At 47.5% G+C, this 22,304-nt stretch carries 22 protein-coding genes; 10 read left to right on the plus strand and 12 right to left on the minus strand.

Annotated elements, in window-relative coordinates:
• Positions 1 to 233: 233 nt before the first annotated feature.
• Complete coding sequence (locus EXG77_RS12780; RefSeq protein WP_035398755.1) at positions 234 to 1,103, minus strand: nucleotidyltransferase-like protein; 870 nt, start codon at positions 1,101 to 1,103, stop codon at positions 234 to 236.
• Positions 1,104 to 1,217: 114 nt separating this feature from the next.
• Here EXG77_RS12780 and EXG77_RS12785 point away from each other — a divergent pair, with 114 nt between their 5' ends.
• Positions 1,218 to 1,580, plus strand: a complete 363-nt coding sequence (locus EXG77_RS12785; RefSeq protein ID WP_029340912.1) for a DUF2614 family zinc ribbon-containing protein — start codon at positions 1,218 to 1,220, stop codon at positions 1,578 to 1,580.
• 14 nt (positions 1,581 to 1,594) lie between these two features.
• On the opposite strand, the gene perR is transcribed toward EXG77_RS12785, so the two are convergent.
• The gene (perR, locus tag EXG77_RS12790) at positions 1,595 to 2,017 is read right to left on the minus strand and encodes a peroxide-responsive transcriptional repressor PerR (RefSeq protein ID WP_369792039.1); all 423 of its coding nucleotides are present in this window, start codon (positions 2,015 to 2,017) and stop codon (positions 1,595 to 1,597) included.
• A 175-nt stretch (positions 2,018 to 2,192) separates the two neighbouring features.
• On the opposite strand from perR, the gene EXG77_RS12795 reads away from it, so the two are divergent.
• Entirely contained in the window at positions 2,193 to 3,491 is a 1,299-nt protein-coding gene (locus tag EXG77_RS12795; RefSeq protein ID WP_023467313.1) for a glutamate-1-semialdehyde 2,1-aminomutase, read from the plus strand.
• Between the two features lie 49 nt (positions 3,492 to 3,540).
• On the opposite strand, the gene EXG77_RS12800 is transcribed toward EXG77_RS12795, so the two are convergent.
• The 4 genes from EXG77_RS12800 to mutY form a co-directional block, all read right to left on the minus strand.
• The gene (locus EXG77_RS12800) at positions 3,541 to 5,274 is read right to left on the minus strand and encodes an ABC transporter ATP-binding protein (protein WP_035398853.1); all 1,734 of its coding nucleotides are present in this window, start codon (positions 5,272 to 5,274) and stop codon (positions 3,541 to 3,543) included.
• 90 nt (positions 5,275 to 5,364) lie between these two features.
• Positions 5,365 to 5,907, minus strand: a complete 543-nt coding sequence (locus EXG77_RS12805) for a DUF402 domain-containing protein (protein ID WP_023467311.1) — start codon at positions 5,905 to 5,907, stop codon at positions 5,365 to 5,367.
• 116 nt (positions 5,908 to 6,023) lie between these two features.
• Positions 6,024 to 6,449, minus strand: coding sequence for a hypothetical protein (locus EXG77_RS12810; protein WP_035398758.1), 426 nt, complete (start codon positions 6,447 to 6,449; stop codon positions 6,024 to 6,026).
• Positions 6,449 to 7,465, minus strand: coding sequence for an A/G-specific adenine glycosylase (mutY, locus tag EXG77_RS12815; RefSeq protein ID WP_023467309.1), 1,017 nt, complete (start codon positions 7,463 to 7,465; stop codon positions 6,449 to 6,451). Before mutY ends, EXG77_RS12810 begins: the two co-directional genes overlap by 1 nt.
• 103 nt (positions 7,466 to 7,568) lie before the next feature.
• On the opposite strand from mutY, the gene EXG77_RS12820 reads away from it, so the two are divergent.
• Positions 7,569 to 8,552 (plus strand): metal-dependent hydrolase, encoded by a 984-nt coding sequence (locus EXG77_RS12820; protein ID WP_023467308.1) that lies wholly within the window; start codon positions 7,569 to 7,571, stop codon positions 8,550 to 8,552.
• Positions 8,553 to 8,597: 45 nt separating this feature from the next.
• Here the strand turns inward: EXG77_RS12820 and EXG77_RS12825 are convergent, their stop codons facing one another.
• From EXG77_RS12825 to EXG77_RS12845, 5 genes are all read right to left on the minus strand, one after another.
• Entirely contained in the window at positions 8,598 to 8,870 is a 273-nt protein-coding gene (locus EXG77_RS12825) for a YfhJ family protein (RefSeq protein ID WP_023467307.1), read from the minus strand.
• A complete protein-coding gene (locus EXG77_RS12830) occupies positions 8,867 to 9,187 on the minus strand; it encodes a DUF1811 family protein (protein ID WP_023467306.1) in 321 nt (106 codons plus the stop codon). Before EXG77_RS12830 ends, EXG77_RS12825 begins: the two co-directional genes overlap by 4 nt.
• A gap of 60 nt (positions 9,188 to 9,247) precedes the next feature.
• Complete coding sequence (locus tag EXG77_RS12835; protein WP_035398759.1) at positions 9,248 to 11,308, minus strand: ABC transporter ATP-binding protein; 2,061 nt, start codon at positions 11,306 to 11,308, stop codon at positions 9,248 to 9,250.
• 14 nt (positions 11,309 to 11,322) lie between these two features.
• Positions 11,323 to 13,050: an ABC transporter ATP-binding protein gene (locus EXG77_RS12840; protein WP_035398760.1), complete on the minus strand. Its 1,728-nt coding sequence runs from the start codon at positions 13,048 to 13,050 to the stop codon at positions 11,323 to 11,325.
• A gap of 318 nt (positions 13,051 to 13,368) precedes the next feature.
• Positions 13,369 to 14,187 (minus strand): RecX family transcriptional regulator, encoded by an 819-nt coding sequence (locus tag EXG77_RS12845; protein ID WP_035398763.1) that lies wholly within the window; start codon positions 14,185 to 14,187, stop codon positions 13,369 to 13,371.
• 132 nt (positions 14,188 to 14,319) lie between these two features.
• Here EXG77_RS12845 and EXG77_RS12850 point away from each other — a divergent pair, with 132 nt between their 5' ends.
• The 7 genes from EXG77_RS12850 (at position 14,320) to EXG77_RS12880 (ending at position 20,853) form a co-directional block, all read left to right on the plus strand.
• A complete protein-coding gene (locus EXG77_RS12850; protein WP_035398764.1) occupies positions 14,320 to 15,228 on the plus strand; it encodes a TIGR01777 family oxidoreductase in 909 nt (302 codons plus the stop codon).
• Positions 15,229 to 15,246: 18 nt separating this feature from the next.
• Positions 15,247 to 16,386, plus strand: coding sequence for an amidohydrolase (locus EXG77_RS12855; protein ID WP_023467301.1), 1,140 nt, complete (start codon positions 15,247 to 15,249; stop codon positions 16,384 to 16,386).
• Between the two features lie 230 nt (positions 16,387 to 16,616).
• Positions 16,617 to 17,177, plus strand: coding sequence for a GNAT family N-acetyltransferase (locus tag EXG77_RS12860; RefSeq protein WP_023467300.1), 561 nt, complete (start codon positions 16,617 to 16,619; stop codon positions 17,175 to 17,177).
• 127 nt (positions 17,178 to 17,304) lie between these two features.
• Positions 17,305 to 17,988, plus strand: coding sequence for a response regulator transcription factor (locus EXG77_RS12865; RefSeq protein WP_023467299.1), 684 nt, complete (start codon positions 17,305 to 17,307; stop codon positions 17,986 to 17,988).
• The gene (locus EXG77_RS12870; RefSeq protein ID WP_023467298.1) at positions 17,985 to 19,379 is read left to right on the plus strand and encodes a cell wall metabolism sensor histidine kinase WalK; all 1,395 of its coding nucleotides are present in this window, start codon (positions 17,985 to 17,987) and stop codon (positions 19,377 to 19,379) included. Before EXG77_RS12865 ends, EXG77_RS12870 begins: the two co-directional genes overlap by 4 nt.
• A complete protein-coding gene (locus tag EXG77_RS12875) occupies positions 19,376 to 19,942 on the plus strand; it encodes a TVP38/TMEM64 family protein (RefSeq protein ID WP_023467297.1) in 567 nt (188 codons plus the stop codon). Before EXG77_RS12870 ends, EXG77_RS12875 begins: the two co-directional genes overlap by 4 nt.
• A 32-nt stretch (positions 19,943 to 19,974) precedes the next feature.
• Positions 19,975 to 20,853, plus strand: coding sequence for an aldo/keto reductase (locus tag EXG77_RS12880; RefSeq protein ID WP_035398766.1), 879 nt, complete (start codon positions 19,975 to 19,977; stop codon positions 20,851 to 20,853).
• A 50-nt stretch (positions 20,854 to 20,903) separates the two neighbouring features.
• Here EXG77_RS12880 and rlmD read toward each other — a convergent pair whose 3' ends face one another.
• Entirely contained in the window at positions 20,904 to 22,289 is a 1,386-nt protein-coding gene (gene rlmD, locus EXG77_RS12885; protein ID WP_035398768.1) for a 23S rRNA (uracil(1939)-C(5))-methyltransferase RlmD, read from the minus strand.
• Positions 22,290 to 22,304: the final 15 nt, after the last annotated feature.

A 22,304-nucleotide genomic window follows, 5' to 3' on the forward strand; every position in this document is an offset into this window, starting at 1 on the left:
CGTCGTGTCGTTTTCAGCGACTTTAATAAGATATCACGGAATAACTTAAGCGTCAATCCCTTTTTGAAATCTTTTTTCTTTCTCGTCACCGTCCAGTGCGTGTTGCCCTGTCGACATGTATTAATATACTATCTCGGTATAATACCGTCAATAGTTTTTCTAAAAAAACTTTTGAAATCTTTTTCCTTCTATATATAGCCAAAACAACACATAGAAAAAAATAAAGCCGATCGTCATACGACCGGCTCATACGTTACGAGTTCGACCCCTGCTCCTTTAGTTGTTTGATACGAAATCCTGATCAGACCTTTTCGCATAAAGAAATCAATCAGACTACTTAAATCCACTTTGACTTCTTGCAGTCGCTCTTCTTCCATCAATTCATACATTGTCCAAGGACTTGTCCGCTCACGCATGATTTCAAATAAATAGCGTCCTCCCGATAAGACCTTCGACTGCAGAAGATGCTCAAGTCCAATCAAGGCTAGGTGAATACGTTGATCTAATGTCTCTTCACTCATCAATAATTGTTCATATAGTTTATAGACATCCGGATCATCGAGTCGCGCTTGTTCCCAGACGACTGTTTCGGGATGTTTTCCTTTTTCCAGAACAGATAATCGCGCGAGATGATGTAATGCGTGATGGACGTGTGTATAGGCATCATAATGATGTCCGCGACTGAACAAGTTCCTTCCGTCTTGGAAACGACGCAAAAGTTTAGCGAATGAGATCGTCATCTGTAAACATCTTTCCTCATCAGGAAAGTTTAATAGCTGCCGTTTTAAATCAACTAAGTAATCATTTCGTTCAAAAACGATCGTTCCTTCTGCAATCCAGTGAATCGCGCGTCGATTCGCATTTAACAAAATCCAGCGTGATAACACATCTTCATGTACGAGGTGTAATGATACCTTTAGTGTATTCAGTCGATAATGTTTGATCGTCCACTCGACTTCTGGGTCTCTCGTGATGACGACAAGAAGTGTATCAAATTGATCCGTCAGGGAATCCCGTGGTTGCCGTTTCTCAACAGCAATGATCCCTTGTGTTTCGCGATAAGCCGCGTACTCCGAATAAATCGTTCGTGTTGCTTGTTCCATGTACTTCTCACCCTTCTATACGAACTCGTCGTTACCATTTTCGACAAAAAAACAAGCTTTCCTTCTTCAGGCAATCCCACTTCTTATGCTAGACTGACAACAGGGGGAATTCACTTGAAAAAACAACGTAAAAATAAAATAAACCGCGCGAGAAACTTAGCTATGTTTCTTGTGTTCGGTGGGATGCTCGTCATGTATGGCGGTCTATTACTCAAACAATTTGAAATCATCATGGTCTTACTCATGCTTCTCGGTTTCGTCATGGTTCTTGCCAGTACGGCACTCTATTTCTTGATTGGTCTGACATCAACGAAGGCAGCTGTCGTCACTTGTCCGAATTGCGGAAAAGAAACAAAGGTTCTTGGTCGCGTCGACTTATGTATGCATTGCGATGAACCACTGACGATGGATCCATCTCTTGAAGGTAAAGAATTCGATGAAAAATATAATAAACACAATAAACGAGCTCCCCGCTAAGGCAGCTCGTTTTTTTATTGGACATTCGATTGACAGTCCGGACAAGTTCCGTACACTTCTAATCGGTGACGATCGACTTTAAAGCCCGTTAAGTGCGCCGCAACCGTCTCAACATCATCGAGCACAGGATAGTTGAAATCAACGATCTTTCCACAGTTCTCACAGATCATGTGGTAATGGCGTGTCGTAACGAAATCGAAGCGACTTGAAGCGTCTCCGTAATTCATTTCCTCAACGATTCCCTTTTCTCGAAACACGCGTAAGTTATTATATACAGTCGCCACACTCATGTTTGGAAAACGATGTTCGAGTGCACGATAAATCTCATCCGCTGTCGGATGCGTGTGTCCCGTCGTTAAATATTCCAAAATCGCGTGACGTTGTGGTGTCATTCGAACGCCTGATTCCCGAAGTGACTTCACGGCGTCATCCAGCATTTCGTTAGCCACGTCCATCCCCTCATTTCTATCTTTCATTGATTATCAGATTGTAATCTTTATAATTAGTCTACCTACAAATAGGCATTCCGTCAACGGCTCTGCACCGGATTTGACGTCCATGATACAATCATATCGTGATATTTTTCACGAATCATCGATTGGAGGAATCCTCATGTCTACCCACACTACACGTCCTACTTCAGAGGCGTTATATGAAATCGCACAAGAGTGTATCGTCGGTGGCGTCAACAGCCCATCGCGTTCATTCAAAGCCGTCGGTGGCGGCGCACCTGTCTATATGGAACGCGGAGAAGGTGCTTACTTTTATGATGTCGATGGCAATCGCTATATCGATTACTTAGCAGCCTACGGTCCGATCATCACGGGACACGGTCACCCTCACATTACGGAAGCGATCACCCATGCTGCCCAAAATGGTCTTCTTTACGGCACACCACACCGTCTAGAAATCGACTTTGCACATAAACTACAAAAAGCGATTCCTTCGCTTGAAAAAGTACGCTTTACGAACTCGGGAACCGAAGCTGTCATGACGACGATTCGTGTCGCACGTGCGTATACGGGTCGTGAGCTCGTCGTGAAGTTCAGTGGGTGTTACCACGGTCACTCGGATTTGATGCTGATTGCAGCAGGTAGCGGACCGGCGACACTTGGTTCTCCTGATTCAGCTGGTGTCACGAAAGCGACGGCAAAAGAAGTCATCACGACACCGTTCAATGATATCGAATCGTACCGTCAAATCATGGAACAATGGGGCGATCAGGTCGCTTGTGTACTCGTCGAACCGATCGTCGGAAACTTCGGTATCGTCGAACCGCAACCTGGATTCCTTGCTGCGGTCAACGAAATCACGCATGCACACGGCGCACTCGTCATCTATGATGAAGTCATCACAGCCTTCCGCTTCACGTACGGCAGTGCACAGGAGTTACTCGATATCCGCCCCGATATGACGGCACTCGGCAAAATCATCGGTGGTGGTTTACCGATCGGCGCTTATGGAGGTCGCAAAGAAATCATGGAACACGTCGCGCCACTCGGTCCTGCTTATCAAGCGGGAACGATGGCAGGTAACCCAGCATCGATGGCTGCCGGTATCGCTTGCCTTGAACTACTTGAGCAGCCTGGTGTCTATGAACAACTCGATCACCTTGGCGCATTACTCGAACAAGGTGTACTTGAAGCAGCAAAACGCCATGACGTCACGATTACGATCAACCGTCTAAAAGGTGCCATGACGGTCTACTTCACGGACGAAACAGTCATCGATTACGATGGTGCAGAACGTGCAGATAGTGAGATGTTCGGACGTTTCTTCAAATTGATGTTGGAAGAAGGCGTCAACCTTGCTCCTTCGAAATACGAAGCGTGGTTCTTGACGACGGAACATACGGAAGCCGACATCACAGAGACGATTGCAGCAGTCGATCGTGCCTTTGCTCGACTCTAAGTCCTCCCACTAAAAAAGCAGCGACCTCGCAAAGGTCGCTGCTTTTGTGTTATTCGACGAGTTCCAGATTTTGAATGGCATACAGTTCGAAATAAGCGCCTCGTTTTTGCATGAGGACTTCGTGTGTTCCGATTTCCGTAATTTGACCATTTTCGATGACGACGATCTTATCGGCATCGGTAATCGTTGATAAACGGTGCGCGACAGTAAACGTCGTCCGTCCTTTCGCGAGACGCGCTAACGAATCTTGAATCATCGCTTCGCTCTCTAAATCGAGCGCACTCGTCGCCTCATCCAAAATCAGAATCGGCGGGTTCTTCAAGAAGACCCGAGCGATGGCTAGACGTTGCTTTTGACCACCTGATAACTTAACGCCTCGTTCACCGACCGGCGTATGATAACCGTTTGGTAATCGTTCGATGAATTCGTGGGCATTCGCTGCTTTTGCCGCTGCGATGACTTCCTCATCCGTCGCCTCCGGATTCCCCATCTTAATGTTCATCTGAACCGACTCACTGAATAGAATTGACTCCTGCATGACCATCCCGATCTGATCGCGAAGACCACGCAACTTCAAGTCACGAATATCAACGCCGTCAAGCGTGATCCGACCGGCAGACACATCATAGAAGCGTGGAATTAAACTGACGAGCGTCGATTTCCCACCACCTGACATCCCGACGAAAGCAATCCGTTCACCTGCCTGAACGTCAAGCGTTAAGCGATCAATCGCTAGCTCGCCGCCTTCTTCGTAAGCGAAACTGATGTTTTCGAACTGAACGTTTCCGCGGACATCTTTTGGATCGCGTGCATTCAGTTTTTCCGTGATGTCATATGGCTCATCTAAAAACTCGAACATCCGGTCCATCGAAGCGATCGACTGCGTCAACGTCGTTGAGGAGTTGACGAGACGACCGAGCGGCGCATACAGGCGATCGATGTAACCAATGAATGCAACCATCGTCCCGAGTGTCACTTGTCCGTTCAAGACGAAGAACGCCGCTGTCCCGAAAATGAGGATCGGTGCGAAGTCCGTAATCGTCGAGACGACGACGTACGTCCGCGCATTCCAGTTCGTTTGACGCAGCGCCGCTTTTAAGAAGCCATCATTTTGATGTTTGAACGCCTTGTTCTCGTGTGGTTCGAGTGCAAAACTACGAATGACTGCCATGCCGTTGACCCGTTCCGTCAAATGACCTTGTAGTTCCGCAAGGGCTGCCGAACGTTCCCGTGTCAATCCACGTAAGCGACCGTAAAAGAACTTAACGGCGAGGGCGTAGAATGGTAACGGAATAATGGCGACGAGCGTCAACTTCGGATCAATCGTCCACATGATAGCGATCGCAATGAAAATCGTAATCATATCAAGCCATAGGTTCATTAATCCCGTGACGACGAAGTCTTTCGTCTGCTCGACATCATTGATGATTCGCGAGATGACTTCTCCGGTTTTCGTATTCGAATAAAAACGAAGCGATAATTTCTGAACATGATCAAACAATCGATTACGAACGTCAAATAAAATCTTAGACGCGGACCATTGCGCGAGGTACTGACGGACGTATTCGAGCGGCGGCTTGACGATCAAGAAGATGAAGACACCCGCTCCGATCAAATACGCCAATTGTTTACTTTTTTCTGCCATCGGCATCGTGTTTCCAGTTAGGATATTGTCGATGATGTACTTATACAACAACGGAAGTCCAAGTGGGATCGAGAACTTGATGATCCCGACGAAAACCGTCAGGAGAATCTGTTTTTGATACGGCTTGACGAACGCCATATAGCGGCGGATCGAACCTTGTTTCTTACGTTTTGCTTGTGTTGCCACGTGTTTCACTTCCTTCAATTAAAAAAAGACGATGGCGAACCATCATCTCCGATATCTTGTTTCATATTCACGATACCACATATCCACGAAAGCCGGGTTAAATGGACCCTTGCGACTGCGGATCCATTGAATCAGGATTTGGACATTGTCTTTCAAAATACGATCGATCGCCTTCGGATAGTTCATCTCGCGGCGATGCTTCTCATACTCGTCCTCATCGAGGATCATGTAGGACATGTCCGGATACACTTTGATATCTAAATCGTAATCAATGTACTTGACTGCTCGATCTTTCTCATCGAACGTAGAAGGTGATCCAAGATTGCAGTAATAGTAAATGCCATCCTCCCGAATCATACAAATGACATTGAACCAGAGTTCTGTTGAAAAGTAACAGATTGCAGGCTCTCGTGTTCGCCACTGACGACCATCCGATTCACTGACCATGATGCGGTCATTGAACCCAATCAATTCTTCTTCCGTCGATTTCAGCACGAGCGTTTCTTCCCAAACTCTGTGTAAGCTCCCGTTATGTTTGAAACTTTGAATCTCAATCTTGCTACTTTCTTTTGGGAATCGACTCATGTGCTACTCCTTTCTAAAGCGTTTTTCTTCCATTCTGTTATACTCTCGTGCTTATTATACCCATTTTCAGAACGCATGAAAAACGAAAGGGTATTTTTTCAGAAAAATGACGGAATTCAGGCTTGAAAGTGATTCAAAATCGCATTTTTTCGTTGTTTGAACATCGGTTTCAAGATGAATGCTTCACTGACGAAGGCTGGCAAGAAGGATGCGTACGTCACTTCATCCACGAAATAGACGCCAGATTCACGTTCTTCGACTCGGTGCACGTGGCACCATGCCCGGAATGGATACGGCACTTTTGTACCGACATCGACGAAGACATATTCTTCTACGAAAGGAATCCAAGACGTCCACGAGACAAATAGTGGAGGAACACCAACGCGCAGACGAATCGTATTTCCTGCTCGCGTCCGCGTATCACCCGACGTCTTCACTTGCGGAAATACTGTCAATCGACTTAAGGCCTTGGCGTCACTTAAAAAATCCCACGCTTGCTCCTTTGATGTATCGACACGTGTCTCAAAACGAAAAGTATGCATTAGATTTCCCCCTTTAATAGTCGATCAATCTTCATTTGCGCGACAGATACTGGATGCGTCGCATACGTTTCCTGATCAACTAGTACCGTCTGGTCCGGCTGTTCCGTCACGCGATAGACGGCAATTTCCCAAATCCGGTGTGAGAAGATATGTCGAACGTGCCCGACAAGCGTCCCATTACGATCTTCTTCTGCTTCTCGAAGTGGGTATTGCCACATCCCTGCGAGCAAACCCGTTTCTGCTCGTTGTTCAATTGCGATTTTTCCGTTCGTTTCATAGACGAGAGCATCATACGGAATAATTTGCGTCTTCCCTTTCTTCGTCTTCACAGGTAGTTCTTCCTGTGCATTTCGATCATATGCGAAACAAACGTCTTGAACAGGACAGAGTCCACACATCGGAGACTTTGGCGTACAGACCATCGCACCGAGTTCCATCAAGCCTTGATTGAAGCTGGACGGATCAGCCGGATCAATCAATTGATGAACTGCTGCTTCAAACAATTTCCGCGTCTTCGGCGCAGCAATGTCTTCATAAATCCCAAGTACACGCGAGAGGACGCGCATCACATTTCCGTCTACAGCTGGTTCTGCTTGCCCATAAGCAATCGATAGAACCGCTCCTGTCGTATACGGACCGACGCCCTTCAGCTGACTGAACAATTCCTTTTCGTCCGGAACGATTCCATCATATTTTTCAACAACTTCCTGAACCGCGATTTGAAGATTCTTGACACGGGAATAGTACCCTAAGCCCTCCCAGTGCTTCAGAACTTCACTTTGATCCGCTTCTGCCAAATCATGCGGTGTCGGAAAACGTTTCGTAAAGCGCTCGTAATACGGAATGACTGTATCGACGCGTGTTTGTTGAAGCATGATCTCACTAATCCAGATATGATATGGGTTTTTGGTTCTTCGCCACGGGAGATCCCGCTGTTCACGAAGGAACCAGGCAATCAGTTCTGTGGTAAATTGTGTTTTATTAAAGTTTGTGAAATATTCTTGAACGACAGTCAAAAGGTTACCTCTTTTCTCTTGGATACGATATATTTATTAAAAATTACTCGGCAGAACCTCGATGGATTCACCATCACGATTTTATAGAAGGAGCGAATTCGCATTGGATACTGGTACGCATATCGGCATGGGACTTTGTCTCGCCGCCATCTCGACGCTACACCCTGACGTCGCAGCGAGCACGACGATGTTTGCTGCCGTGACGACGACGGCGCTCGTCGGCTCACACGCACCGGACTTCGATACTGTCTTTAAGTTTAAAGGAAACAGCGCCTACTTGCGTCAACACCGTGGAAAATCGCACGGGTTGATCGCTTTGCTCGCCTGGCCGTTATTACTTTCAATCGTCATCGGCACGTTATTCGGTGTACCTCCGACTTCATTATGGCTGATGGCGCAGATCGCTGTCGCTCTTCATGTCTTTGTCGATCTGTTTAACGCTTACGGTACACAAGCCTTACACCCGTTCAAAAAATCCTGGATCGGTTGGGGTGTCATCAATACATTTGATCCATATCTGTTCACGATGTATTATGCCGCGTTCGGGATTTGGCTACTAACGAGAGCGACGATCGTCATCTTCCCGATTTTGATTGCCATCGTCATCATCTATTACGCTGTGCAGTTTAAGTTACGAAACGATGCCCTCGCGACCGCAGCCCGCTATTATCGCGGCGCGCATAAACTGTTCATCTCCCCTGGCATGAAATGGGATGAGTGGCATGTCGCGGCACGTTTACGCGATGAGTATTCTGTCGTTAAGATCAACAGTGGAACGGTCGTCGAATGCGGAAACTTTCGGATCAAGGACGAACCACACGGTGACGCCTTGTATGAAATCGTCAAACAAAACGCGGACTTGCAAGCGTTTCTTGAGTTTTCGAAGATTCATACGTATACGGTCTCACGAAAGGACGGTATTGTCGAATACCGCTTTACGAACTTACGTTACTTCACGAAGGAAGTCTATCCATTCGTTGCCGTCGTCAGAATCGACGCTGCCACACAAGAGATCGTCAGCTCCTATACCGGCTGGGTCTTCAGCGAACGGACCTTGCAGAAAAAACTGTTCATCCCTGCATTATAAAGACAAAGCTCCGCGCAACGGAAATCCCGATGTGCGGAGCTTTTTTCATTCGACGTTTCGACCTGTCATCAAATGCTTGAATTTTTCGTTCGTCGTATTAAACCGGTGTAACATTGCCCCGTGCTGTTTGATCTGTTGCTCGACGAAATGAACCGCGACGGCTTCACCTTGATATTTCTCACCCGCGCGCGCGAGTGTCGCTTCGAAATCTTCCCACAGCACTTCGACCCACGTCAGTGCTTCTTCCGGTGTCAGTACTTCATTCACTTGCAATAATTCTTCAGCCAATTGCTGAAGGGCTTGTTCTCGATTCGTCATGTTTGTTCCCCCTCTCCTGTGAATAACGCGAGCGGAATCGCGACTTCCTGAGCGGTTCCTTCAAAATGTCCCCAGCCCATGACCCCATTGACGAAATGTAACTCAAATCGTGCCTCTTCTCCTTCGATTCGGTAAAAGGCTCCCCGTTCGAATCGTGCTGGATCGATCAAATAACTTTTCGCAATGGCGATTTTTCGCGTCACGACTTCCACTTCACTTACATTCCCATGTTGCTCCGCTTTTCGTTTTTGTTCACTTAATTTCGTGATCAACATCTCAAGCTCGTATTTCGATAATTGACTCATCCGTGTCTCCATTACAAAAACTCCCCCTCTTCGTTTTTCAGTATAAACGAAAAGGAGGAGAAACTGGATGGATTAGCTTGATTTCAATTCAAGATTCCGTTTACTTTGTAACGCATACATTTTCGCATAAATCCCGGATGCTGCGAGGAGCACATCATGGGATCCTCGCTCGACGATCCGACCATGATCGAGAACAAGAATCTCATCCGCATCCTTGATCGTCGACAAGCGGTGGGCGATGATGAACGTCGTCCGCCCTTTCGTCAACGTCAGCAAGGCATCCTGAATGACCGCTTCCGTTTCCGAGTCAACGCTCGCTGTCGCTTCGTCAAGAACTAGGATCGCAGGATCGAACGCTAACGCACGGGCAAAACTGATCAACTGTCGTTCACCCGCTGATAACGTGGCACCTTTTTCGATGACTGGTTCATCGAGTCCGCTCGGTAAACGATCAATGAACCGATCCGCGCCGACGGCTTCGATCGCTTGGCGAACACGTTCCTCGGAAATGTCAGGATTGCCAAGTGTGATGTTCGAGCGAATCGTTCCTGTGAAGAGGAACGGATCCTGTAGGACGATGCCCATATGCTCACGGACCGCTTGTTTCGGCAAACGCGTCACGTCCTGTCCGTCAATCAACAACTGTCCTTTTGACGGATCATAGAAACGCATCAGCAGGTTCATGATCGAACTTTTCCCACTACCCGTGTGTCCGACAAGAGCAATCGTCGCGCCAGGACGAGCATCGATTTGAATTTCACGTAACACGGGATTTCCCGCTTCATAACTAAATTCGACGTCCTTGAAGGACACCGCTCCTTTAAACCGAGCAACGCGACCTTGTTCGACCGGCTCTCCCTTTTCGTCGAGCAACTGGAACATCCGGTCCGCTGAAACGAGTGCTTGTTGTAGTGGTGACAGCTGATTCATGATTTGGGTGACGGGTTCGAATAAACGGGACACGTAATCGATATACGCATATAAGATCCCGAGCGATAAAAACGAGCCGTTCGTCAGACTTTTTCCGCCGACGACCCAAATCAATAAGGCGAGCGTCAAGTTTTTCAAAAAGTAGGATAAGTTATGGGACATCAGGGCATCGAGTCGTAACAACTTTGCCCGGGTCTGATAGTTCTCTTCGTTTTTTTGTTCGAATTCAGCAAGGACTTCCTTCTCACGTGCATAAGCCTGAATGATCGGCATCGTCTGGATGTTCTCATTCAGTTGACCATTCATGTCGGCAACGAGGGAGCGGACCTTGAAGTTGTTCTTCGTCGCGAGTTTCTGGAATAGCTGAATCCAGAAATAGACGATCGGAATGATGATTAGTGAGACTAGTCCTAATCGATAATCGAGGAAGAACATCGCGACGAGAATCCCCGCCATCGTGATGATTCCCGAGAAGACCCGGGCGAGCACACCGAGATATAGATCGCGAATCGTTTCCGTATCATTCGTGACGCGACTGACAATTTTCCCGATCGGTGTCTGGTCGAAATAACGAACCGGTAACCGTTGCAGATGCGTAAAGACATCAAGACGCATCCGTTTAATGATTTTATGAGCAGATCGCTGGAGCAAGATTTGCTGAATCCAGTTCAAACCAGCTGCTACTAGCAGCAAAAGGACGTAGATCAAGGACAACCAGCCGATTGCTTTTAAGTCTTTTGAATAAAAATCATAGACCTGTCCTTGTGTCAGTTTTTGAATATTATCATACGTGTAGACGTCGTCTCCACGCGTGACCGTCATCGTATTTCCACTGATTTTCCGCTCTCCTCCACTGACGACTTGTTTCGGTACGAAAAAGTAGCCGTTGGTCGTTTGAACGATCGAGACGGACTGAACGATCTGACTTTTCGAGACGTCTTGTGCTTTGGCGAACTGACGACCGTCATATGTGACCGCTCCGTCCGCTTTAACTTCGATCCAGTCCTTCTCAATTGCCACGATATGTTCATCAATGATGACTTTGGCAATATACGGACCTGTCAATTCCGCTCCGACTGCCAGTACGAGTAGAAACAACCCTAAGAAAATCGCTTGTTTCTCATGCATCGCATAGCGGATCAACGAACGGATCGTCGTCTTCCGACGTGCCGGATCGAGTTGGTATAATTCTAATTCATTCATGCAGAGGCACCTCCTTACATCTCTTCACTTTGTCGCTCGAATTGTTGAGCGTACCAGCCATTTTGTGCCATCAGGCTGTCATGTGTTCCTCGTTCAGAAATCATTCCGTCTTGCAAGACGATGATTTCGTCCGCATGTGCTACTGCCGATAAGCGATGGGCAACAATTAATGTCGTGGATTGGTGGCGATTCGATCGAATCGAATCAATGATATGTGATTCCGTTTTCGCATCTACTGCTGATAGTGAATCATCCAGCAACAGCAACTCTGGTTTTTTTAACATCGCCCGCGCGATTGAGAGACGTTGCTTTTGTCCTCCTGATAACGTGACGCCACGTTCACCGACCATCGTCTCAAGTCCTTGTTCCAGCGTTTCGATATCTTTTTCAAACGATGCGAGACGAATCGCTTCCTGCAATTCTTCTTCTCTCGCTTCACCTGCACCGAATAGAATATTGTCCCGAACGGATTTTGAGAATAATAAATGTTCTTGTGAGACGTAACCGGTCCATCCGCGAACCGTCTCTAGCGCAACATCTTCATACGGTACGCCGTTGACCGTCAGCATATCCCGTCCGATTGGATACTCACGTAAGAATTGACGCAAGAACGTCGTTTTCCCGGATCCCGTTGGTCCGACGATACCGATCGTTGTTCCTTGTTCGATCGTCATATTCAAATCTCGCAAGACCGGATGGGCTGTCTCTGGATACGTGAACGTCAAATCGTTCATCTCGATCCGCTCGGGATGTTCGACGTGTTCCCGCGGTGTCGAAGCAATCAACGGTTTGACTCGCATCGTTGCTTCTAAGCGGTCAAGACTCGCTGTCCCACGCTGGATGACATTGATCAATTCACCAAAGGCGTACATCGGCCAGATCAGCATCCCGAGATAGATGTTAAAGGCGACCAATTGTCCGAGCGTGATGTCGTTCGTAAAGACGAGATATGTCCCGAACGATAAGCCGATCAAGTAACTGAAGCCGACGAGCAGCTTGATGATCGGTTCAAATAAGACATCGATTTTTGCGACGTGCATGTTTTTCTCAAAGACATCCGTCGTGACATCGTCGAACCGTTTAACATCGACCGGTTCTTGTACGAACGAGCGGATGACACGCAGTCCGGAAATCGACTCGACGACCTGGTCATTCATCGTTCCGAACGAATCCTGGGCAGTGATGAAGCGTCCGTGAATTTGACTTCCGAGCTTATTCATCGCGTAGGCGAGAAGTGGCATCGGTAACAAGGCAGCGAGCGTCAGCTTCCAATCGATCGCCACCCCCATGACGACGAGCGTGATTGCCGTCATGTTCAACGAGTCGACGAGCGTCAAGACACCAAATCCGGCTGTCCGCTCGACCGCCTTCAAGTCGTTCGTCGCGAGCGCCATCAAGTCTCCCGTCCGATTCTTTTGGTAGAACGTCGGCGTCAGTTTCAATAAGTGCGTAAAAAAGCGACTCCGAAGTGTCCGTTCTAATAAAAATGCCGTTCCGAATAATTTCGCTAACCACAGATACGTCAAGATGAAGGAAACGATGGAAATGACTGTTAATCCGATGACGTATTGCAAGAGCGTCGCCTGGTCCATCGATCCCGACCGCAATCCGTCGATGACCTTACCGATTAGCCATGGCGGCGTTAAATCGATGAAGCCGGTGATGATCAATAAGACGACTGCTACGAGATACGATGATTTGTGTTCTTTTAGAAACCAACTCAATTGCCGAAATAAACGCATGAGGGTCCCCCCTTTACTGTGAAATGAAGTACTTTTTCCGAGCACGCAAAAAGGCATACGGATTTCCGGATGCAGTCCGAGAATCAGTATGCCTTGAAATGGGCATGATGCATTCTTGTTCGTCTGCGCGCTCGGGAGACGAATCCCCTTGCTCGCACATGAAATGAATTACTTATACGTGCTCAAGAGTCTCCGTCGTATTCAGCTGTTGGATATGAGTGAAACCAATTGGCTTTTTCATAGGACGGTTCCTCCTTTTCTTAGTCTGTGCGTAGAATAGCACAATTGTCGGATAATTGTCAATTTTTCGTCTTGCTTTTATTGTTCCGCCTCTTCTTCTTTGACTTGTTCGAGGACTTGAGCCGCTAGACCGTATGGAAATCCTTTTCGGACGAGCGCTTGTTTCACTTTCTGTTCGCGTTCGAACGGTTCAAGTTGCCGGTATTTCGGATAATACTTGCGCGCTTGATAAAGGGCCGCTTGTTCTTCTTCGTCACCTTCTTCAGCTCGAAAGACCTCTTCAATGCCCGCTTTAATCAAATCGGACGAAAACCCACGCTGCATGAGCGTTAACTGCAACTTTTGTGTCAGTTCCCGCACGGAACGCCGTTGCAGCTCTTTTTGCTTTTGCCGCAAAAACTTCAGGACTTTTTCGTATTCCTCTTCATCCGTAAACGTCACGATCGCTTCATCAATCGCTGTCTTCGGTATCTTCAATGCCTCAAGGTCGCGGCGAATCCGTCCCGGACCTTGAGGTGTCGTCGCTTTTTTCGTTGCCGTATAAGCAAGTGCGAACTGTTGATCATCCAAATAGCGTTGCTCCGTCAATCGATCGATTGCATGTTTGATCGCATGCTCCGGTGTCTCTTTCTCTGTTAAATAGGCGACGACTTCACTCGTCGCCCGCATGCGGTACGATAAATGATTCAACGAGAGACGATACGCTTTTTGCTGTTCTTCAGCCGTTAACACTTCCTTGACGAAATCGTCATCGAGTTCCTTATCGCGTTGTAGATTGTATTTAATTAAGATATCGACGTCTACGGCAAAGGCATATTCCTCTTTGCCATCACGCTCGACATAGATGTTGAATCGTTCGCTGTTCTTTTTCTGCGTCGAGATCCGTTTGATCTTCATTTCGTTCCCTCCCCTAACCTGATTCGGTAGTTCTACGATATCATGAACAGGCAGGTCTATGTTTGAGTGAAACCATGGAACGGGAACAAATGGAAAGAAGCTACTTTTACTTATTTAGGGAGGATGGATTACATGAACATTGCGATTACCGGTGGAACCGGTATGATTGGTCAAGCCTTGACGAAGCGTTTATTAGAGCAAGGACATCACATATTTATCTTGACGCGTCATCCGAAAGCGAACGATGCGCATGTCACATATATCAAGTGGATGACAGAAGACGCAAAACCGGAACAGCACTTAGAGGGCGTCGATGCATTCATTCATCTGGCTGGTGCTTCGATCAACGACGGACGTTGGACGGATGAACGCAAACGCGTCATTCTCGACAGCCGCGTCAGTACGACGAAGGAGCTCGTGCGAATCGTTGAAGCACTCGATCAAAAACCAAATGTCGTGTTGTCTGCTTCTGCGGTTGGCATTTACGGACAAGATCGGCATCAAACCTTCTCTGAAGATCAACCCCTTCCACCGACCGCTGACTTCTTAAGTCATGTCTGTGTTGCGTGGGAAGATCTTGCCCGCCCGATTGCTGACGCTGGCATTCGACTAGTCCATCCACGAATCGGTGTCGTCCTAACGAAAGCCGGTGGCGCTTACCCATTAATGCGCCTGCCCTATGTCTTGTTTGGTGGTGGGACGATGGGCGACGGAAAACAGTGGGTCTCCTGGGTCCACATCGATGATTTAGTCGATTTATTCGTATTCGCACTTGAGACCCCGACAGTCGAAGGACCGCTGAACATCACTGCGCCTCATCCGGAGACGATGCGGCGTTTCGGTCAGACGATCGGAAAAGTCTTACATCGCCCACACTGGCTCCCGGCGCCACGCTTCGCGTTAGAACTCGCACTCGGTGAAAAGAGTACGATTGTACTAGAAGGAGCTCGTGTCGTTCCGAAAAAAGCGCTCGAAAACGGATACAAGTTTCGGTATGCTGAACTAAAGGATGCATTGCGAGCAATCGAGCATTCAAACTAGTACAGGGGTGGACGATACTTGGATATCTTAATTCGAAACGCACATATCTATCCGATTACTTCGGACAGTTTTTACGGGGACATCCGCATTCGTGATGGGAAAATCATTGAAATCGGTGAATTACTGGATCACTTAGAAAACGATCAAGTCATTGAAGCAGAAGGTCACTTTTTATTACCCGGTTTCATCGATGCCCATACACATCTCGGATTATATGACGAAGGTACCGGAACCGTCGGAAATGATGCGAATGAGACGATTTTTGCGATGACTCCTCATCTGCGTGCCATTGATGGAGTGTACCCACTTGATGAAGGATTTAAGGAAGCCGTCGAGCACGGGATTACGACCGTTCAAGTCATGCCCGGTAGCATGAACATCATCGGTGGTGTCACGAGTGTCATTAAGACGCATGGACGGTTCATTGATGATATGATTCTTCGAAAGTACGCGGGTCTGAAGGTGGCGCTCGGTGAAAACCCAAAGCGTGTCCATAGTGCTGGTCGCGCCGGTGAACTGACACGGATGGGCATCATGGGGATGTTGCGCGAAGCCTTTCTTGAAGTTCGGACACAACGAGTTTCCGAAACGTTCGCCCATCAGATGATCAAACGGGTCCTTGATCATAAAATGCCGCTTCGTGTACATGCGCACCGAGCAGATGATATCCTTTCCGCCATTCGTTTTGCGGAAGAGTTCGATCTCGATTTACGTATCGAACATTGTACGGAAGGTCATCTCGTCGCAAAAGAGATGGAACAATTACCGATTGAAAAAGTGACGGTCGGACCAACCTTCACGCGAAAGTCTAAAATCGAACTGAAGAATAAGACATGGGAAACGTATCGAATTCTTCATGAGCATGGTCTTGAAATCTCCATTACGACCGATCATCCGTACACCCCTGTCCAGTACTTGAATCTCTGTGCCGGTCTAGCTGCACGAGAAGGTCTACCGGTCGATGTCGCCTTGCGCGCGATCACGATTCATCCAGCTCGCTCGCTCGGTGTGGACGATCGCGTCGGATCGATCGAGGTCGGAAAAGACGCGGATCTCGTCCTATGGAGTCACTTCCCACTCGACTATTTAGCGAAGCCGCTCATGACGATGATTGACGGAAAAATCATTTTTGAACACGCTCAACTGAACTTGACTTAACCCCACCCCCGCCAGGTGTTTTTTGCATCTTTCGGGGGTTTTAGACGCTTACGGAAAACATCTTGTTTTTGTATCTTTTTTCACAAAAATTATTTTCTTGCAATTTTAAAAAAAGAAGGTAATATTATCTTATCCGACAACTGAAGAAGGCATACCATGCGCGGTTCAAACGAGTCAGACAGGTAGCTTTCGACAATCATTCTTGCGGTCCTAAAAGGAGGAATGGAAGTATGCTCAAGCAACGGGAGCTGAGCGACTGCGCTGATTTGTTCGAACTGATGCAGCATCAAGACGTATATCCGTACGTCCGCCAAAAAACACGGTACTTTGATGAATTTCTGTTTACTACAAAGCAGGCAATCGAAGAGGAAGAACGTGGTGAAATCGTATCACGTACCATCCTAGATGAATTCGATCAACCGATTGGTACGATTAGTTTACTCGATATCGAAGGACAATATGGGTTTCTCGGTACATGGTTAGGTAAACCGTATCATGGTAAAGGATACAATCATTTAGCGAAAGAAGCCTTCTTCTCTGAGCTGTTCTTTGAGCTTGGATATGAAAGTGTCTTCATGAAAATTCGCAAAAGCAATATTCGGTCACAAAAAGCAGCTGAAAAATTGCCGTATGCGTTCTGTGCGGATGAGTTGCGTCCTGCGCTTCTTGAGCAATTGAATGCCGGCGAGACACAGTTCACGCTATATGAAGTCTCAAAATCTAGTTTCCACATGTACATTCATGGTCGGGAGCTCGAAACACTATACGATCACCAACAACTCGAAGCATGAGAGCCTTGTCTCTCATGCTTTTTTGTGTCCACGCATGCGCTTCTAAAGTTTGAAATGGTATGATAAATAAGAAAACTCATCTTTATGGAAGAAACACTTTCTTCTACAGGAAATGGAGCGAAGACTAATGCCAGAATCGTTTAACATTCTCGTAGTAGATGATGAAGCACAAATGCGTGATCTTCTCGTCTCGAATCTTGAAAAAGAACACTACACGACGATGACAGCTTCTAACGGACAAGAAGCAATCCATCTCATTCAACAAAATACATTCCATCTCGTTCTACTCGATGTCATGATGCCGGAAATGGACGGCTTGACAGCATGTATGCGCATCCGTGAGTTCTCAAACGTTCCGATCATCATGCTGACGGCACGTTCGGATGAACTCGATCGCATTCACGGGCTGAAAATCGGAGCTGATGACTATATTACAAAACCATTCAGCCCTCGAGAACTGCTTGCTCGCATCGAAGCGACGCTTCGTCGTTCTCATCGCTTTACAGTTGATCAATCGGCTACCTTGACGCTCGGCATGCTTGAACTCGACACTGAAAGTCGGAGTGTCCACGTCAATGGCAAACCGGTCAGTCTGACACGTAAGGAATTTGATTTGCTGCATCTGTTCGCTCAAAACAATGATAAGGTCTTTTCTCGTGAACAGTTACTCGATCAAATCTGGGGTGCGGATTATATCGGGAACTTACGGACGGTCGATACACACATCAAAACACTTCGCTTAAAGCTCGGGGAAGCTGGTGGCTCGATTCAAACGGTCTGGGGCATCGGTTATAAATTCGAGGAAGTATGATTAAGCGCTATACGATCCGGCGCCGGATTTGGATCACGATTTGGTTCACAAGCGTTTTTTCCGCCATTTTATTCGTCCTGCTGACGTTCTATCTCTACGACCGGTTCTATCTTCAGACGCAGGAAGATATCTTATTGAACCGAGGCGAAAAGCTGATCAACATTTATGAATCTGAAGGATTATCTGGTGCTTTTTACGATGGAATGACTTATACGAATGAGTTGACGGAATCGAAAGTCTTCTTCATCGATTTCCTGAAGAAAAATCCAGCTGGACTGCGCTTTTTGACGAATGCGGATATCGAAGAACTTCGAAACGGTGAAACCGTCGTCTCCAGTCGGACCCATCCGATTGAAGGAACGGACATTTTGATGACCGGGTTTCCGATCATCGAAAACAATCGACTGGTCGGTACACTGATTTTATATCTGGAACTTGGCCAAATCAGTGAACCATTCCGCCCACTCCGTCTGATGATCTTCTTCATGATCGGACTGATCGTCTTGAATCTCGTCATCTTCGGACGACAAATCATCGATACGATCATCCGTCCGTTGATTGACATGAAGCGCGCCTCGACTGTTTATGCGCAAGGTGACTTTGATTACCGGATTCCGATTCAATCGGACGATGAGATCGGGGAACTCGCAGAAACATTAAATAAGATGGCGGAATCGCTCGGAGAAGTCGACGAGCAGCGTAAAGAGTTCCTCGCGAACGTCAGCCACGAATTACGGACACCTCTCTCCTACATCCGTGGCTATACGGAGATGATGCAGGATGATTCGCTCGAGGAAGAAAAGCGTGCGCAGTATTACCAAATCATCGAGCGGGAAACGGAACGTCTGCAACGTCTCGTCAATGATCTGCTCGATCTCGCTCAACTTGAACGCGATTCCTATCCGATGTCGAAACAACCACTTGTCTTCAGTCAAGTACTTGAAGATGTCATTTACCGGATGGAACCCATCGCCCAGTCAAAAGGAGTCACGTTCGTCATGAATCTCGACCCGGATCAAATCGTCTTAGGCGATACGGACCGACTCGAGCAAGTCTTCGGCAATTTACTCGATAACGCCTTACGGTACACACCGCCTGGAAAACAGATTTTCTTATCGACTGAAACGATCGGCGACCGGACGCATTGTCTTATCCGGGACGAAGGAGAAGGCATTCCGGAAGAGCATCTTGATCGACTGACAAAACGTTTTTACCGTGTCGATAAATCACGGACGCGTAAAGATGGCGGAACCGGTCTTGGTCTTGCCATCACGAAACACATCATCGATCGTCATGATGGGACAATCCGGTTCGACTCCGTTCTTGGAGAAGGAACGACTGTCCACATCGAGTTACCGCTTCTTCCGGATGAAGAGGATGGATTCGAATGATGGAACATCATGTCATCCAAACCTTTGAACTCTTCGGACCGTTCGCTCCGTTCGTTAGTATCTTAGTCGGCGTCGTCGTCAGTGTACTTGGTGTCCTACCGAGTACGTTCGTCACCGCTGCGAATCTCGTCTATTTCGGATTATGGATGGGCACATTGCTCTCTTTCATCGGTGAAGTCCTAGGTGCGGTTTGTGCGTTTCTACTTTACCGAAAAGGACTGCGGTATGCCCTTCGTCGCCCACTTCCGGATCGATTCGCTCGTTTGCAACAAAAACTACAAGCACAACAAGGACATGAAGCATTTTGGACGATCATCTTGCTGCGGCTGTTACCGTTCGTCCCGTCTGGCATCGTCAACATCGTCAGTGCTGCTAGTGGTATTTCCATCCTACTTTTCCTGACTGCGAGTACGATCGGAAAAATTCCAGCCATGTTAATCGAAGTGTTCGCCGTCCATCAGTTCATGCAATCCTCATCCATCATCCAATGGTCGATTGCAGGCGTGGCACTCGTTGGTTATCTGGCCTATCGTATTCAACAAAAACGAGCATCATCGATATAAAACTACAGATTTTCTGAAAGGAAGTATCGTTCATGGAGTTAAGACGTTTTGGAACATCCGACCTACTCGTATCCCCGCTTGGGTTCGGAGCTGGTCACATCGGCGCAGAACAGATGACGGATCGCGAAGCAGTTTATTTACTCGAACAAGCACGTGATCTCGGCATCAATCTGATCGATACAGCACGCGGCTATGGCTTATCGGAGCAACGCGTCGGGCAATTTCTAAAGAATCGTCGTCACGACGTCATTCTGTCGACGAAAGTCGGCTATGATGTTCCCGGTACGCAGGACTGGACCTTTGAAGCGGTCCATGGTGGCATCGATCAAGCCTTACAGACGATGCAAACGGATCATCTCGACATCGTACACCTCCATTCTTGTAGTCGAGAAATTCTCGCCCAGGGAGATGTCATCGAAGCGCTTGACCAAGCAAAACAAGCTGGAAAAGTCCGTGTCATCGCTTATTCCGGTGATCGGGAAGACTTAACATATGCTATCGAAACGAATCGCTTCGACAGTTTCCAAACGTCATTCAATCTATTTGATCAACGTGTCGATGAAGTCCTGCCCACCCTTCTAGATCACGGTGTCATCGCCAAGCGTCCAATCGGTAACGCCCCGTGGCGATTCGCAGAGCGTCCGGTCGGACAGTATGTCGAACCCTACTGGGAACGTGCGCAACAACTCGCTTATCCACTCGAGGAATCCAGTTGGCTTGAAACTGCCCTTCGTTTCACAGTCTTTGAGCCAGGGATCACGACAGCCATCATCGGTACGTCTCGACCAGAACACCTCGCGCTGAATCAGCAACTGATCGAGCGCGGTCCACTTCCTGTTGATCGTGTTGCTCGGTTGAAGGAACGCTTCGCTGAGTGTGACGCGACGTTCGGTTATCTTTCGCAAACATGATAAAAAGCCCGTATGTCCACTCGTTCAAAGAGTGCATACGGGCTTGTTACTTAGAACTTTTTCTTTTTCTTTTTTTCGAGCACGACGATTGCTTCGACGTGCGCTGTTTGTGGGAACATATCGTACGGCTGAATGTACGATACTTTGTATCCCGCTTTCATCAAGTGATCGCAATCGCGCGCAAGCGTCTGCGGGTTACACGAGACATAGATGATTTTTTTCGCTTTAGACGAGATCATCGCGTTCAACAATTGTGTATCGCAACCTGAGCGTGGTGGGTCGACGATGAAGACATCTGGAATCCAGCCTTCCTTGACCCAACGCGGAATCCAGGCTTCTGCCTTACCGACGACGTAGTGGGCATGGTCGAATCCGTATTGCTTCATGTGCGCATTGGCATCTTCGACAGCTTCTTCAATAATTTCCATGCCGCGGACTTCTTTTGCTCCTTTAGCGATCCAAAGTCCGATTGAACCAACACCTGCGTAGGCATCAACGACACGTTCTTCGCCTGTCAAAGCAGCAGCACGCGCAATTTCTTCATACATCCGCTCTGCTTGTTCCGGATTCAATTGGAAGAAGGCACGCGGAGACAATTGATACGTGAATTCCCCCATCTCTTCCTCGATCCGTTCAACGCCACGCAAGACTTCCGTCTCTTCTCCGAAGACACGTGATGTCAACTTATCATTGATGTTCAGTGCAACCGAGACGACACCTGGAATGTCCATGATATCGCGCGATAAGCCCTCTAGATCACGGAAGCCGTCTTTAAAGGCAACGAGCACGACTTGAATTTCGCCCGTTTTGATTCCTGTCCGGACGACGATATGGCGCATGACACCGTCTTGTTTTGATGCATGGTAAACGGGTACTTTATAGTCATTGAGTAATTTCGTAACAGCTTGGTTGACGCGAAGCGTATCCTTGTTTTGGACGACACAATCATCGATCGCGACCAAACGATTCGAATTCGCAGAATAGAGACCGCTAACGATTTCATTGCCTTGTTTCCCGACGACGAATTGCGACTTGTTGCGGTATCCCCACTCCTTCGAACCAATCGTCGGGCGGATATCGGCTTTTTCGACATTCAACTTCGTTGATTTCAAGAAAGCGTTGCGAAGCATTTCTTCCTTATAACGCAATTGTCCATCGTAACTCATGTGTTGTAATTGACAGCCGCCACAGACACTATAGACCGGGCAAAGTGGAGTAACACGGTCTGGTGAACGATCGTCACGCTTTAAGATTTTTGCATTCGCATAGTTCGCATGAATTTCCGTGATCTCGATCTGTGCTGTCTCACCGACGAGTAGACCTGGGATGAAGACGATTTGTCGTTCAAGTGTTGCGATCCCTTCACCGTTGATTCCCATTCGTAGACAAGTGACCGAACGGACCTCACCCGTCTGTAATTTGATTTTTGTTGCCATTGATTTCATCCTTTC

The sequence above is a fragment of the Exiguobacterium sp. OS-77 genome (assembly GCF_000414195.2).
GTDB lineage: Bacteria > Bacillota > Bacilli > Exiguobacteriales > Exiguobacteriaceae > Exiguobacterium_A > Exiguobacterium_A indicum.

Coding starts and splice junctions, on each gene's coding strand:
- EXG77_RS12780 (WP_035398755.1), bottom strand. CDS start 1,103: ATGGAACAAGCAACACGAACGATTTATTCGGAGTACGCGGCTTATCGC.
- perR (WP_369792039.1), bottom strand. CDS start 2,017: ATGCTGGATGACGCCGTGAAGTCACTTCGGGAATCAGGCGTTCGAATG.
- EXG77_RS12795 (WP_023467313.1), top strand. CDS start 2,193: ATGTCTACCCACACTACACGTCCTACTTCAGAGGCGTTATATGAAATC.
- EXG77_RS12800 (WP_035398853.1), bottom strand. CDS start 5,274: ATGGCGTTCGTCAAGCCGTATCAAAAACAGATTCTCCTGACGGTTTTC.
- EXG77_RS12805 (WP_023467311.1), bottom strand. CDS start 5,907: ATGAGTCGATTCCCAAAAGAAAGTAGCAAGATTGAGATTCAAAGTTTC.
- EXG77_RS12810 (WP_035398758.1), bottom strand. CDS start 6,449: ATGCATACTTTTCGTTTTGAGACACGTGTCGATACATCAAAGGAGCAA.
- EXG77_RS12825 (WP_023467307.1), bottom strand. CDS start 8,870: ATGACGAATCGAGAACAAGCCCTTCAGCAATTGGCTGAAGAATTATTG.
- EXG77_RS12830 (WP_023467306.1), bottom strand. CDS start 9,187: ATGGAGACACGGATGAGTCAATTATCGAAATACGAGCTTGAGATGTTG.
- EXG77_RS12835 (WP_035398759.1), bottom strand. CDS start 11,308: ATGAATGAATTAGAATTATACCAACTCGATCCGGCACGTCGGAAGACG.
- EXG77_RS12840 (WP_035398760.1), bottom strand. CDS start 13,050: ATGCGTTTATTTCGGCAATTGAGTTGGTTTCTAAAAGAACACAAATCA.
- EXG77_RS12845 (WP_035398763.1), bottom strand. CDS start 14,187: ATGAAGATCAAACGGATCTCGACGCAGAAAAAGAACAGCGAACGATTC.
- EXG77_RS12850 (WP_035398764.1), top strand. CDS start 14,320: ATGAACATTGCGATTACCGGTGGAACCGGTATGATTGGTCAAGCCTTG.
- EXG77_RS12860 (WP_023467300.1), top strand. CDS start 16,617: ATGCTCAAGCAACGGGAGCTGAGCGACTGCGCTGATTTGTTCGAACTG.
- EXG77_RS12865 (WP_023467299.1), top strand. CDS start 17,305: ATGCCAGAATCGTTTAACATTCTCGTAGTAGATGATGAAGCACAAATG.
- EXG77_RS12870 (WP_023467298.1), top strand. CDS start 17,985: ATGATTAAGCGCTATACGATCCGGCGCCGGATTTGGATCACGATTTGG.
- EXG77_RS12875 (WP_023467297.1), top strand. CDS start 19,376: ATGATGGAACATCATGTCATCCAAACCTTTGAACTCTTCGGACCGTTC.
- EXG77_RS12880 (WP_035398766.1), top strand. CDS start 19,975: ATGGAGTTAAGACGTTTTGGAACATCCGACCTACTCGTATCCCCGCTT.
- rlmD (WP_035398768.1), bottom strand. CDS start 22,289: ATGGCAACAAAAATCAAATTACAGACGGGTGAGGTCCGTTCGGTCACT.